7 protein-coding genes (1 of these 7 running past the window's edge) are annotated in these 14597 nt (G+C 69.0%); 6 read left to right on the forward strand and 1 reads right to left on the reverse strand.

Going from position 1 to position 14597, the window contains the following annotated elements; all coding sequences use genetic code 11:
* The 4 genes in view from ACQP0C_RS17735 to ACQP0C_RS17750 are tightly spaced (each overlapping or abutting the next) and all read left to right on the forward strand, a layout consistent with a single transcriptional unit that may run on beyond the window.
* A protein-coding gene (locus ACQP0C_RS17735) for a thioester reductase domain-containing protein (protein WP_433733984.1) crosses the window boundary here: on the forward strand, nucleotides 1-8589 show its 3' portion. It extends 3612 nt beyond the left edge of the window; only the last 8589 of its 12201 coding nucleotides appear in the window; the start codon falls outside the window, past its left edge; it ends in the stop codon at nucleotides 8587-8589.
* The gene (locus ACQP0C_RS17740) at nucleotides 8586-10367 is read left to right on the forward strand and encodes a thioesterase domain-containing protein (RefSeq protein WP_433733985.1); all 1782 of its coding nucleotides are present in this window, start codon (nucleotides 8586-8588) and stop codon (nucleotides 10365-10367) included. Before ACQP0C_RS17735 ends, ACQP0C_RS17740 begins: the two co-directional genes overlap by 4 nt.
* Entirely contained in the window at nucleotides 10364-10792 is a 429-nt protein-coding gene (locus ACQP0C_RS17745; RefSeq protein WP_433733986.1) for a cupin domain-containing protein, read from the forward strand. The genes ACQP0C_RS17740 and ACQP0C_RS17745 overlap by 4 nt, the downstream gene beginning before the upstream one ends.
* Nucleotides 10792-11499 carry an NAD-dependent epimerase/dehydratase family protein gene (locus tag ACQP0C_RS17750; RefSeq protein WP_433733987.1) on the forward strand — a complete coding sequence of 236 codons (708 nt, stop codon included), beginning with the start codon at nucleotides 10792-10794 and terminating at the stop codon, nucleotides 11497-11499. Before ACQP0C_RS17745 ends, ACQP0C_RS17750 begins: the two co-directional genes overlap by 1 nt.
* On the opposite strand, the gene ACQP0C_RS17755 is transcribed toward ACQP0C_RS17750, so the two are convergent.
* Entirely contained in the window at nucleotides 11471-12244 is a 774-nt protein-coding gene (locus ACQP0C_RS17755) for a polyprenol monophosphomannose synthase (protein WP_433733988.1), read from the reverse strand. The two genes, ACQP0C_RS17750 and ACQP0C_RS17755, sit on opposite strands and share 29 nt — an antisense overlap.
* 86 nt (nucleotides 12245-12330) lie before the next feature.
* Here ACQP0C_RS17755 and gmd point away from each other — a divergent pair, with 86 nt between their 5' ends.
* Together gmd and ACQP0C_RS17765 are read left to right on the forward strand one after the other, a co-directional pair.
* A complete protein-coding gene (gmd, locus tag ACQP0C_RS17760; RefSeq protein WP_433733989.1) occupies nucleotides 12331-13353 on the forward strand; it encodes a GDP-mannose 4,6-dehydratase in 1023 nt (340 codons plus the stop codon).
* On the forward strand, nucleotides 13350-14597 hold the full coding sequence (locus ACQP0C_RS17765; RefSeq protein ID WP_433733990.1) for a class I SAM-dependent methyltransferase: 1248 nt from the start codon (nucleotides 13350-13352) through the stop codon (nucleotides 14595-14597). Before gmd ends, ACQP0C_RS17765 begins: the two co-directional genes overlap by 4 nt.

Below are 14597 nucleotides of genomic sequence, written 5' to 3' on the forward strand. Positions count from 1 at the left end.
ACCATTCACGGCGTCGTACTGGGCAGTGCGGTCAATCACGGCGGCCACACCGCCGGTTACAGCGTGCCGCATCCGAGCGCACAGGCCGAGGTGATCGCCGAGGCACTGCATGAGGCGGGGCTGGAGCCCGATGAGATCGACTATATCGAGGCGCACGGCACGGGCACCGCACTCGGTGATCCCATCGAGATCAATGGCCTGACAACGGTATTCGGTGCCCGTGTGGGCGCGCCGGCCTGCGTGATCGGGTCGACGAAGTCGAATATCGGGCATCTGGAGGCGGCCGCGGGAATCGCCGGGCTCACGCGGGTGCTGCTGCAGTTCCGGCACGGTGGCATCGCGCCGGCACTGTATGCGGAGCCGGCCAATCCGGCGATCGACTTCGACGCGATCCCGTTCCGGCTGCCACAGCGGTTCGAGCAGTGGCCGCGCCGCGCCGCCGGGACGGCGGTGCCGCGCCGAGCCGGGGTGAGCGCCTTCGGTGCGGGCGGCGCGAACGCGCACGTCGTGCTGGCCGAACATATCGAGCAGCGGGTCCGGCCCGCGGTTGCGGGCGGTCCGGAGGTCTTCGTGCTGTCGGCACGCACCGGCGACCGATTACGCCGGTACGCGCAGACGATGGCCCGGCATTTCCGCGCCCTGGACCACGCCGACTTCTCCGACGCCGTGCGCACCCTGCAGGCCGGGCGGCCCGCACTGGCCCATCGGCTCGGGGTCGTGGCGGCCACGCCGCGCGAACTGGCCGACGCGCTGGACGGTTTCCTGACCGGCCGCCCCGGCCCGGTTTACACCGCAACGGCCGACCCGGCGCGCGCTCGATCCGTGATCGACCCGGCCACACCGCTGGAAGAGATTGCCCGACAATGGGTCTCGGGCGCGATCATGGACTGGGCGGCGCGCGGCGGTCCGATGCGTCGCCTGCCGCTACCCGGGTACCCGTTCGAACGCAACGAATACTGGATCAGCACCCCGCCGACCCGGTCCGCCACCGGAGATCCCGGCGGCACACCGGTTGCGACCGCTGAGGAAGTAGGCCGGCAAACTCTGGCCGCCGGGGACGTGGACCGCACGGCGGTCGCGCCCACTGTCGAGTCCGGCATCGTGCCAGCTTCCGCGGCTGATGTATTGCGGCGCTTCGCTATTCGGCAGCGCGACCCGCGCATCGTCGAACCAGGGCAGGCGGAGCTGGCCCGCTATGCGGCGCTGCGGTTGTTGGGGACGCTCACGGCGATGGGACTCGCACCGGGGGTATGGCCGGAAAGCGGTGTGGCGGCGGCCCTGGATATCCCACCGCGGTTTCGACGGCTGCTCAGCGCCGCTCTCGGCGTCCTGGTGCGCCACCGCCTGATTCGGAGCTTCGACGGCCGGATCGAGGTGACCGGTCCGGCACCGGGCACGACATGGATGCGCGCGGATCTGATCGCCCGGTACCCCGAGACCGAGCCGTACGCCGTCCTGCTGGACACCTGCCTCGACGCCTACCCCGCGGTGCTGCGCGGGACACGGGAGGCCACCGAAGTGCTGTTCCCGGGCGGGGATTTCGGATTGGTCGGCGAAATCTACCGGGGTAACCCGGCATACGACTTCGCCAACTCCCTCATCGCCGACCTGATTGCCGCCTTCGGCGCCGGGCGCGCCGAGCCACTGCGGGTGTTGGAGGTGGGCGCGGGTACCGGCGGCACCACGCACGCCGTACTGGCCGCTCTCACCGCGGCCGGGGTGTCGTTCGAATACCGCTACACCGATGTGTCGCACAGCTTCGTCGCACACGGGCGGCGCACCTTCGGTGGTCCGCAGCTGCGGTTCGATGTGCTGGACATCAGCGAAGACCCAGGGACGCAGGGCTTCCCGGCGCAGTCGGCGGATGTCGTGCTGTGCGCGAACGTCCTGCACGCGACGCCGGAGATCATTCCGGCGCTGCGGCACGTGCGGCGGCTGCTCGCACCGGGCGGCCTGCTGGCACTGTTCGAAGTGACCTCCGATGTCGAGGCGCTGGCGCTGACCTTCGGCCTGCTCGACGGCTGGCACGCGTACCGGGATCCGCACCTGCGCCTACCGGATTCACCGCTGCTGTCCGAGCAGGGCTGGCGGGCGGCGCTGGCCGAGGCCGGGTTCACCGACCTGCATGCCTGGGGACCGGACCTCACCGCCGACCCGGAACCCAGCTTCCGGGTGCTCGCCGGGGTCAGCCCGCACACCGCGGATGCCGCTGCGGAGACGGCCCCGGCTCGGGCGGAATCCACGGCCGCATCGGGACTTTCACACGAGGCGCGACCGTTGCCGGGAGGGCCCGAGATCACCGCCGCGGTCGAGGCGGAGGTGACCGCCATCGTGGCCGAAGGACTCGGGGTGACCGCCGCCGAGGTGCGGGCAGAGCTACCGCTGTCGGAGTACGGCGTCGACTCCATCCTCGCGGTCAAGATCGTCGAACGCGTCAACGCCCGCTACGGAATCACGCTGCGCCCCACCGTCGTCTTCGACCACCCGTCGGTGCGGCAACTGAGCCTGCGCATCATCGCCGAACGGCCGTCGCCCGCTCACCCCACGCCGTTCCGGACGGGCGACACGGACGCCGTACCGCCCGCTGCGGAGCGGCACGGAAACGTGGTACCACCGGCCGCTTCGGAGCGCAACGAGGTCACCGCCGCGTGGTCCGGTGCGGCGACGGGGAACGACCACGCCGCGCCGACCACTGTCTCGGCGAGCGCGAGGTTCCAGGCGAAGGTCCATGATGCGGCGGCAATCGATGCCGCAGCGCGATCGGTGCAGGAGGGCGCGGACTCGCGCCACATCGCCCCGCGCCCAACGGATATCGCGATCATCGGGATGTCGGGGCGCTTCCCGGGCGCGGCCGATCTGGACGAGTTCTGGCGCAATCTGGCGACCGGCCACGACAGCGTGACCGAGGTGCCGCCCGCGCGCTGGCCCGTGGCCGACTACTTCCGGGCGGGCCCGCCGGCACCGGGCCGGACGTATTCGAAGTGGGGTGGATTCCTCGATGACATCGAGCAATTCGATCCCGCCTTCTTCGATATCGTGCCCGCCGAGGCCGATTACATGGATCCGCAGCAGCGGCTGTTCCTGGAGCACAGCTGGCTCGCGCTCGAGGACGCCGCCATCGATCCGCGGTCGCTGCGGCGCGGTCGCTGCGGCGTCTTCGCGGGCTCGCCGGGATCGGACTACGCGACCCTGATCCGCGACCGCGCGGGCATCGCCTCGCACCACGTGTTCACCGGCAACAGCCCGGCCATTCTGCCGGCCCGCATCGCCTACCACCTGGACCTCACCGGGCCCTGCGTGGGCCTCGACACGGCGTGCTCGTCGGCGCTGGTGGCGATCCACCAGGCCTGCCGCAGCCTGGCCGCCGGGGACTGCGATATCGCGCTGGCAGGCGCGGTGGCGGTCTTCGTCACTCCCGAATACCACCTGCTGGCCGCGTCGATGGGGATGCTGTCACCGCGCGGTCGCTGTGCCGCCTTCGGTGCGGACGCCGACGGGTTCGTCATCGCGGAGGGCGTGGGCGCGGTGGTGCTCAAACCCCTGGCCGCCGCCGAACGCGACGGCGACCCCATCCACGGCGTGATCCGGGGTGTGGGCGTCAATCACGACGGGCGCACCAACGGCATCACCGCCCCCAGCGGACGCGCGCAGACCGAGTTGCAGCTGGCCGTCTACCGCGATAGCGGTATCGACCCCGCCACCATCGGCTACGTCGAAACCCACGGCACCGGAACGAAACTGGGCGACCCCATCGAATTCGAGGCGCTCACCACGGCGTTCCGCGACTACACAGACGCCGTCGGCGCCATTCCCATCGGCTCGGTCAAGTCGAATATCGGGCACACCTCACACGCTGCCGGTATGGCGAGCCTGTGCAAGGTGCTGCTGGCCATGCGGGTGGGGCAGGTTCCGCCGTCGCTGCACGCGGACACCGTGAATCCGCTGCTGGACGTGGCGAATTCGCCGTTCTTCGTCAATACAGCGCTGCGCGAGTGGCCGGGGCGGTCCCGGCGGGCGGCGATCAGCTCGTTCGGGTTCAGCGGCACCAACGCCCATCTCGTCGTGGACGGCTACCAGGACGCACCTGCGACCCGTCCGGCCCATGGCCGGACCGTGGTCGTGCTGTCGGCGCGCACACCACGCAGCCTGCGCGATGCCGCCCGCGCCCTGGCCCGGCACCTGGCCGCCCGCCCGGACCTGTCACTGCCGGACGTGGCGCACACGCTGGCTGCCGGTCGGACGGCATTCGAGCACCGTGCGGCGGTCGTGGTCGACAGCCTGGCGGACTGTGCCTGGCGGCTCATGGAGTTCGCCGAGAATGACCGGGCCGCAGGTGTTTTCACCGGAAGCGTGCCCGAAGACGCGGTGGCGGCGACCGTGCGCCCACAACCGCTCGTCGATGCCGGCGAAGCGGCACGGCGCTGGGTAACCGGCGACGCGGTGGAGTTCGCCGGATGGTCCGGCGGGCGACGGATCCATCTGCCGGGCTACCAGTTCGCCCGGGAACGCTGCTGGATACCGGAGCCCAGCACCTCGGTGGATCGGATGCCGATCGCCACCGATCTCACGTCGGACCCGGCGGCGGCCCGTGCCGTCGAAGCGGTCCCGGCGTCTGCCGATACTGTGGCAGGGGAGCCGCTGGACGGCGCCGAGCCGGTGCAACAGCCGCTGTGGCGCCATGCCGAGACCTACCTCAAGGGCCTGCTGGCCACCTACGGCCGACTCGACCCGGAACGCATCCGGACCCGTATTCCCTTGCAGGACTACGGCATCGACTCGGTCATGATCACTACCCTGACCAACCGCCTGGAAGCCGATTTCGGGTCGCTGCCCAGCACCCTGTTCTTCGAGTACCGGACGCTGCGGGACCTGGCGGGTTACCTGGCCGAGGCGCACTCCGCGCGGGTGGCGGCACTCGGCGCGACGACCGATGCCGTGCCGCAGCGGGATTCCGCTCCCGCCCGGCCCGCTCTCGCCAGCCCATCGTCTCGCGGCCGCGCCGAACCCCGCGACACCGAGGACGACGGAATCGCCATCATCGGCATGGCCGGTCGCTTTCCCATGGCGCGCGATATCGACGAGTTCTGGGCGAACCTGGTCTCCGGCCGCGACTGCATCATCGAGGTGCCGCCGCAGCGCTGGGACCACAGCCGCTACCTGAGCGACGACCCGGACGAGCCCGGCACCACCTATGCGCGCTGGGGCGGATTCATCGACGACGTCGACGCCTTCGACGCCCGCTTCTTCGGCGTCACCGGCAAGGACGCCGAGGAAATGGACCCGCAGCAGCGACTGTTCCTCGAAACCTCGTGGGCGGCACTGGAAGACGCCGGATACCCGCCGGAACGGCTGCGGGCCAGCGCCCGCTCGCGCGGACTTCCCGACGCCGGAGTCTTCGCGGGCGTCGGCTACGCCGAATACCAGGCGTACGTGGGTGTGCCCATCTCCGGCTACTTCGCCATCCCGAACAAGGTCTCCTACCACTTCGGGTTCACCGGACCCAGCCTGGCCGTGGACACCGCCTGCTCGGCCTCACTCACCGCGATCCATCTGGCCTGTGAGAGCCTGCGCCGCGGTGAGGCGGCGTACGCGCTGGCCGGTGGTGTGAACGTGTCCATCCATCCCGGTAAATATCTGCTGCTCGGCTACGGGCGCTGGGCTTCCGGCGACGGGCGTTGCCGCGCGTTCGGCGCCGGTGGCGACGGTTATGTGCCGGGCGAGGGCGTGGTGACGCTGGTGCTGAAACCGGTTCGGCACGCCCGCGCCGACGGCGACCGGATCTACGGTGTCATCCGCGGTACGGCCGTCAATCACGGCGGTCACACCAATGGCTTCACCGTGCCCAACCCGCAGGCGCAGGCCGAACTCATCGGCCGCGCCCTCGACACGGCCGGAATCGACGCCCGTGACATCGGGTACGTGGAGGCCCACGGCACCGGCACCGCCCTGGGCGATCCCATCGAGATCGCCGCGCTCACCGCCGCCTACCGGCGGCACACGGCCGAGCGCGGCTACTGCGGCATCGGCTCGGCCAAATCGTCCGTCGGACATCTCGAGGCCGCCGCCGGAGCCGCCGGGGTGGTCAAGGCACTGCTGCAACTGCGCCACGACACCATGGCGCCGACCCTGCACAGCGACCCACGCAACCCGGGAATCGACTTCGCGGCCAGCCCCTTCCGGGTTGTCGACGCGGCCACACCGTGGCCGCGGCCCGCCGACGGCGCCCGGCGGGTCACCGCGGTCAGCTCCTTCGGTGCGGGCGGCGCCAATGCACACGTCATCCTCACCGACGCCGACGCGGTGGCGGATCGGGAGCCCGAGCGGCGACCGCGAATCGTGGTGCTGTCGGCGCGCGACGCCGACCGCCTGACCGAGGCCGTCGACCGGCTGGTTCGGCAGCTGCGGGAGCGGCCGTCGTCGCTGGCGGATGTGGCCTGGACGCTCGCCGTGGGCCGCGCCCAGTTCACCCACCGCCTGGCCGTGGTGGCGGAATCCGCCGACGAGCTGCTGGCGCGGCTCGCCGAGGTCGGCGAGAACCGTTCTTCGACAGCGGGTTCCCCGGTCTTCCAGGGCGTGGCCCGCACCCACCGCGACGCCGACGAGCTGCCCGGCGAGTCCGAGACCGACCGCGACTATCTCCGCGGCCTGCTCGGCGCGGGCAAGCTGGCACGGGTCGCGGAACTGTGGGCGTCGGGCTGGGTCGTCGACTGGGCCGATCTGTACGGGGAGCCGTTCGGGCGCATCGTCAGCCTGCCCACCTATCCCTTTGCCCGGCAACGGTATTGGATCGTGCCGGAGGACTACCAGCGCCGGGCGTCCGCATCCGATCGGAGCGCCCCGGACGCACCCCACCACAATGGGCACACTCCCGAGCTGATGCGGTGGTCGGCGTCCAGCACCACTGCCGTGGTGTCCAGCGCCAACGGAGCCTCCGCCGCGCGGCCGGAGACGCCCGCCGCCGCGGACGGGGTGGACCGCCCGGACGCGGGCCATGAAACGCGGGCCGGATCGAACGGCGTCGGCGCCGATGCCGCGGCGGCCCGGCACCCGGACACCGATACCGATACCGACGACCTGCGGGACCGGTTGCGGGGCGAGATCCGCGACATTTTCGCCGATCTCACCAAGACCGATCCGGCGGAGCTGGATTTCGATGCCGACTTCACCGACTTCGGTTTCGACTCGGTGGCCACCGTCCGCATGCTCAACCGGCTCATGAAGCAGTACGACGTGCGCATTCCGGCGCAGTCGACCGAGCAGTATCCGACCATCCGCGCGTTGGCGGACTACCTCGTGGACGAGGGCATCATCACGGCAACGCCGCGGGCGACGACATCGGTCACCACCGCGGATGACCCGGATACTTTGGAGCACAGCGAGATTCCGGTGGTGACACTCGACGCGCCCATTGCGGTGGAGTCGGTGTTCATCACCGGCGTGACGGGGGTGCTCGGCGGCAAACTGCTGCACGATCTGCTCACCACGACCGCTGTGCGGGTGACCTGTCTGGTGCGCGGCGAGTCCGTGGCGGCGGCCCGCCGCCGCGTCAAGCACTTCCTCGACACCTACGACCCGGACGGCAGCCTCGGCGACGCGTTCGAGGCGCGGGTGAACGTCGTGCTCGGTGACGTCTCGCAGGATCGGCTGGGACTGGACGAGCAGACCTGGCAGCGGCTGCCGCACGAGGTGGACCTGACCGTCCACCTGGCGGGCCGCACCACGCTGGTGACGTTCTACGACGCGCTCGCGCCGATCAATGTCGAAGGCACCCGCCGCGCCATCGATTTCGCGCTGCGCTCGCGGGGCCGGTACCTGGTGTACGTGTCGAGCTTCAGCATGATGGGGGACCGGCTCAACTACGACAATCCGCCGTTCACCGAGCGCGACCTGGAACTGGGCCAGGGCTACGACCACCTGCCGTACCAGCAGACCAAGTACGAGTCGGAGAAGCTGGTGCGGGCGGCGAGTGAGCAGGGCCTGCTGTGGGACATCGTGCGGCCCGGGAACATCATGGGCGACGGCACCACCGGCCGCTACCCGTTCTCCGAGGTCAGCGTGAAGGGCGTCTACTACGACATCCTCAAGACGATGATCGAGACCGGTGAGACCATGCTGACGCCGGTGCACTGGGACATCACCCCCGTGGACTATGTCACCGCGGGCATCCTGCACATCGCCCTGCGGCGTTCCACCTACCGGGAGACCTACCACCTCACCAACCCGGACATCCGCCGCTACTACGACGTCGTTCAATATGTGCGCGAGGCGGGATACGGCGTGGACTTCGTTCCGCTGGAACAGTTCCACGCCCGCGTGACCGAGCGCGATATCCGGTGGCGCGGCAGCGACGAGCACTACGACAGCCAAACCCTCGAGATGTTCAAGTTCGGCATCGAGATCTTCGGCTTCGTCCACTATCAGCAGAGCTCCTACGCCGACTGCGCCTACACGCGCCAGATACTCCGGGCGGCCGGGATCGACTGCCCGACCACCGAGGAACTGGTGCGGGTGTACTTGGCGCACTGCGCGGAGGCGGGCTACCTGCCGCCGCCGCGCGTGGACGCCCCGACGGCGGAGGCGTCGCGATGAACGGGCCTGTCGTCGTATTCCCCGGGCAGGGCGCGCAGCGCACCGGGATGGGCGTGGACTTCTGCGCCGAATTCCCGCTCGCCCGTGCGGTATTCACCGAGGCGAGCGAGGCCGTGGGCGAGGACCTGTTCGCCGTGTGCCGGGACCGGGACCCGCGACTGCACCTGACCGAGTACACCCAGCCGAGCGTGCTCACCATGGAGATCGCGGTGTACCGGGTGCTGATCACCGAAACCGGGCTCGCACCAGTTGGATTCGCCGGGCACAGCCTCGGCGAGTACACCGCGCTGGTGGCGGCGGGCGCGCTGGAACTCGCCGACGCCGTCCGGCTGGTGCGGGCCCGCGGCGCGCTCATGCAGCGCGCCGTACCGGAGGGCGAGGGTTCGATGGCCGCGCTCATCCGGCCCGATATCGCTGCCACCGGCATCGGTGATCTGGTGGCGGCGGCGGGGGTCGAGATCGCCAATGACAACTCGCCGGACCAGCTCGTCGTGAGCGGCCGCGCCGACGATGTGGCCGCATTGCGCGAGACGCTCGCCCGGCGACTCCCGGACCTGCGGTTCGTGCCACTGCGGGTCAGCGCGCCGTTCCATTCCCGGCTCATGCGCCCGATCGAAGCGCAGTTCGCGGCGCGGCTGGCCGAGTGCGCACCGCGCATCCGGTCCGCCCACGCGGTCACGGTGGTCTCGAACTACACCGGCGACTTCCACCGGCCCGAGACCGTGGCCGACCACCTGGTTCGCCAGATCAGCGCACCGGTGCGCTGGACCGACACCATGAAAGTCCTGACCCGGACCACCGCCGACATCTACGAAATCGGCCCCTCCGCACCGCTGTCGAAGTTCTTCGCCGCCCTTGGGCACCAGGTCAGCGCGGTGTCCACCGTGCGGCAGCTGCGCGAGGTCGCCGCGCGGCATCCGGCAACTGCGCACACCACCGCGGGCCGGCCACGCACGCTCGCCGCGCACCAGCCGGTCGCGGCCCACGGTCCAGCGGAAACCCGGGTGACGCAGCGGACGGCGGTCGCGGGCGAGCTGGCGCTGTACCGGCGCGCCGCCGGACCGCCCCGAATGCGGCTGTTCTGCTGGCCGTTCGCCGGCGGCCGCGCGACGGTGTACGGGGAATGGCGGTCACTGCTGCCCGACTGGGTGGAGGTCTGTGTCGCCGAACTGCCCGCGCGGCAACCGTTCCGTGCCCAGGAACCCATTCGTGGTTTCGGCGACCTGGTGGAATCGGCGCTGGCCCAGGTGCTTCCGCTCACCGATCTGCCGTTCGCGTTCTTCGGGCACAGCCTCGGCGCGCTCACCGCCTACGAGGTGGCCTGCCGTCTGCCGGACGGTGCCGCGCCGGCGGCGCTGTTCCTCGGCGCCGCCGCGGCCCCGCACCTGCCGCGCCCGCCCCGGCTGTCCGGCCTGTCCGATGACGACTTCCGCACCGCCATCGGCCATTACGGCGGCATACCGCCGGAGGTGTGGGACGCGCCGGAGGTGATGGCGCTGTTCCTGCCCGCGCTGCGCGGCGATTTCGAGATCTTCGACGACTACCGGTTCACACCGCGGCAACCACCGCGGTGCCCGGTCCACCTCTACGGCGGCCGCGCGGACCGCCAGGTCGCGACCAGCCAACTGGAAGCGTGGCGCGACGTCCTGCCGCGGGTGCTGTCCACCGAGCTGTTCCCCGGCGGCCATTTCTTCCTGACCGATCAGCGTGACGCCGTGGTGGCGTCCATAGCCGACAAACTCGATGCGCTCCGCCCGGACGCAGCGTCCATCCGATGAAGGAAACAGTGATGAAGGTCGAAGTCCTCACCCCCACATGCAATCTCGACACCATCCGCGATGGCCGGGGCGGCATCTTCACCTGGGTGCCGCCGGAACCGCTGCTCGAGTTCAACCTCATCTACATGCATCCCGGCAAGGTGCGCGGCCTGCACTACCACCCGCACTTCGTCGAATACCTGCTGTTCGTCGAGGGCGAGGGCGTCCTGATCACCAAGGACGACCACAACGACCCGGACTGCCCGGAGGAGTTCATCCACATCTCCAAGGGCATCTGCACCCGCACCCCCATCGGCGTGATGCACGCCGTCTACTCCATCACTCCGCTGACCTTCGTGGCCATGCTGACCAAACCCTGGGACGAATGCGATCCGCCGATCGTGCAGGTGCAGCCGCTGCCGCACACGCTGGAAGGCACGAGCTGATGGTCCGGGTCGCCGTCGTCGGCGCCGCCGGTTACGTCGGCTCGGAGCTGGTGGCGGCGCTGCGCCGCGGCGGGGACTGTGACGTGGTGCCTGTGGTGCGCGCCGACCACGACCGGCTGCGCGACGCGGGCCACTACGACGTGCTCGTCAACGCCGCCTGCCCCTCGAAACGCTATTGGGCCGAACACAATCCGGCGGACGACCACACCGAGACGGTGCGCAAGACCGAACGACTGCGGCGGGACTGGAAGTGGGACCGGTTCGTCCAGATCAGCAGCATTTCGGCGCGCACCCAGCTCGACACGGTGTACGGGCGGCACCGCGTGCAAGCCGAACAGCTCTGCGGCCCCGCGGATCTCATCGTCCGGCTGGGCCCCATGTACGGCGGCGACTACCGCAAGGGTGTACTGGCGGACCTGGTCGCCGACCGACCCGTCTATGCCAGCGGCAGCTCGCGGCAGAGCTTCGCGCCGGTCGCCTGGTGCGCCGAGTGGATCGCCGCCCGCCTCGACCGCACCGGTCTGGCCGAGATCGGCGCCCGCACGGCGGTCACGCTCGCCGAGGTACGTGACGCCGTCGGCTCGCACTCGGAGTTCGCCAAAGACTATGTGGACGACCAGTTCCCGGTCACGGGCACCGAGCCCGACTGGCCCGACGCCCGCGAGGTGATCGGCTGGCTCAAGCGGATGCGGGGCGGCGATGCGTAGGCGCAGCGATCCGGTGGTGGCTCGGCCGCAGGTACTGCTCGGTGCACAGCAGCAGCAGGAACCGCACGCTGGTGGCCACGTCGCGAGTGCGCATCTTGGACGCGCCCGCAGTGCGGTTCAGTACGTGGATGGGGATCTGCCGAATCAGGAAACCGTTCTTGTTGAGAACGTAGAGACTTTCGAAGAAAAAGGAGTAGCCAGTAGATCGCACGAGATCGAATGCCGCGACAGGGACGGTATCGAGCCGGTAGTATCGAAAAGCGCCGGTGGCATCGTATGGCATGCGCAGCAGGGTCACCGTGAGGAAGTGCCCGACGCGGGTGAGGATTTTACGGAAGGGAGTCCAGTCGGCCAGGCTGTCGGGTTTCAGGTAGCGCGATCCGACCACAATGTCGTAACCGGCCGCAGCGGCGCGCAGAGTGGGCAGGTACGAGGGCGGATGAGCGAAATCGGAATCCATTGTTACGAGGGCGTTGTATCCATGCTCGTACGCCCACCGAATACCCGCCTGATGTGCGGATCCGACCCCCCGTCTTGCCGGGCGGTGCAGTACGTGCAGGCGCGGTGCGTGCGTTCGCGCCAGTTCGTCCAGTAATTCCCCGGTGCCGTCCGGAGAATTGTCGTCGACGAAAAGGATGTCGAAATCGTCGCCCTGCTCGAGTATTTGAGTGACCAATGGTCCGACGTTATTCCGCTCATTATAGGTCGGAATCATTATCAAGGTTTTTTCGGCGGCCGCTTCCATGGTAAGGAGATTAAACCGGAAGAGTCGGAAAAGATAGGTATTGACCGCAAATTCGCGCACAGTTAGCCTTGGCGCTCGGAGGGCTGATGAAGAAGGCTTTGGTTACCGGTATAACCGGGCAGGACGGTTCGTATCTGACCGAATTCCTGCTACAGCAGGGTTACGAAGTGCATGGAATTGTGCGGCGTACCTCGAATTTCAACACCGACCGCATCGATCACTTGTACGCGGACTCGCACTCGCAGCGCCGCCTGCTCCTGCACTACGGGGACCTGATGGACTCCTCCAGCCTCAACCGCATCCTGGAGGAGGTGCGGCCCGTCGAGATCTACAACCTGGGCGCGCAATCCCATGTGCACATCTCGTTCCAGATCCCGGAGTTCACCGCGGATACCAATGCCGTTGGGACACTGCGCATCCTGGACGCCATCCGCAAGACCGGCATCGCCACCAGGTTCTACCAGGCGTCCTCGTCGGAGCTGTACGGCGGGCTGAACGACACCCCGCTCAACGAATCCACCCCGTTCCACCCCCGCTCGCCCTACGCGGTAGCCAAACTGTATGCCTATTGGATCACCGTGAACCATCGTGAGGCCTACGGTATGTACACCGTGAACGGCACCCTGTTCAACCATGAATCACCCAGGCGCGGAGAGGTTTTCGTGACCCGCAAGGTGACCCGCGCGGCAGTGCGGATCGCCCAGGGCAAGCAGGAGAAGCTCTTCATCGGCAACCTGGAGGCGCGGCGGGACTGGGGTTATGCCAAGGAGTACGTCGAGGCGATGTGGCTCATGCTGCAGCAATCCGAACCCGACGACTATGTGATCGCCACCGGCGAGACGCACAGCGTGCGCGAGCTGTGCGAGGTGGCGTTCGACGCCGTCGGCATCCCCCTGGTCTGGGAGGGTGTGGGCCTGGAGGAGAAGGGCATCGACCGGCGCACCTCGCGGGTGCTGGTGGAGGTCGATCCGGTCTACTTCCGCCCCGCCGAAGTCCACCACCTGACCGGTGATCCCACCAAGGCCCGCGAGAAGCTCGGCTGGGCACCGCGCACCAGTTTCGAGGAACTGGTGCGGCTGATGGTGGCCCACGATATGGAGAACGCGTGACACATGCCATCGACCGCTGCCGGGTGTGTGAGAACACCCGGCTGGAAACGGTTCTCGACCTCGGCGATATGGCGTTGACCGGGGTGTTCCCGGCCGCCGACCCCACCGCTGTGCCGCGCTATCCGCTGGAGCTGGTGCGCTGTGTGCGCGAGGGCCATGACCAGTGCGGCCTGGTGCAGCTGCGCCATACCGCCGACTTCGACCAGATGTATTCCGCCGGTTACGGTTACCGGTCCGGACTGAACCGGTCCATGATCGACCACCTGGGGCACCGGGTGGCGCGCATCCGGGATCGGGTGGACCTGGGTCCCGACGATCTGGTGATCGACATCGGCAGCAATGACGCGACGCTGCTGCAGTGGTACCCAGAGGGTTCGGCCACGCTGCTGGGCATCGATCCACTGGGAGAGAAGTTCCGCGAGTTCTATCCCGGGCATGTGGAATTGGTGCCGGAGTACTTCACCCGGGAGCTGGCCGCGGACCTGCTCGGCGCACGCAAGGCGAAGGTGATCACCTCCATCGCCATGTTCTACGACGTGCCGAGGCCGTTGGAATTCATGGCAGCCGTGCACGCCGGCCTGGCCGACGACGGCATCTGGGTGCTGGAACAGAGCTATCTGCCCGCCATGCTCGCGACCACCTCCTACGACACCATCTGTCACGAGCACCTCGAGTACTACGCACTGCACCAGATCGAGTGGATGGCCCGGCGCACCGGCTTCGAGGTGCTCGAGGTGGAGGGCAATGGCGTCAATGGCGGCAGTTTCGCGCTCACGCTGGGCAAGCGCGGCGCGAGCGACCGTCCCGAACCGGCCGAGCTGATCCGGATGCGGCAGGAGGAGGCGCGGCTGGGCCTGGACGGGCCGCAGGTCTACGCCGAGTTCGCCAAGCGGGTCGACCGGCACCGCGAGCAGGTGCGCGCCTTCTTCGATCGCTCCCGGGATGCGGGCCTGCGCACCCTCGGCTACGGGGCCTCCACCAAAGGCAATGTGGTACTGCAACATTGCGGTATCGACACCGCCGACCTGCCCTGTATGGCCGAGGTCAACCCGGATAAGTTCGGCAAGTTCACCCCCGGCACCGGCATTCCGATCGTCCCGGAGGCGCAGGCGCGAGAACTCGCCCCGGACCAGTACTTCGTATTGCCCTGGCACTTCCGGGCCATGCTGCTCGACCGCGAACGCGACTTCCGGGCCGCGGGCGGACGGATGGTGTTCCCGCTGCCGGAACTGGAAGTGGTGTGA

It is taken from the genome of Nocardia sp. CA-129566 (genome assembly GCF_050956075.1).
GTDB lineage: Bacteria > Actinomycetota > Actinomycetes > Mycobacteriales > Mycobacteriaceae > Nocardia.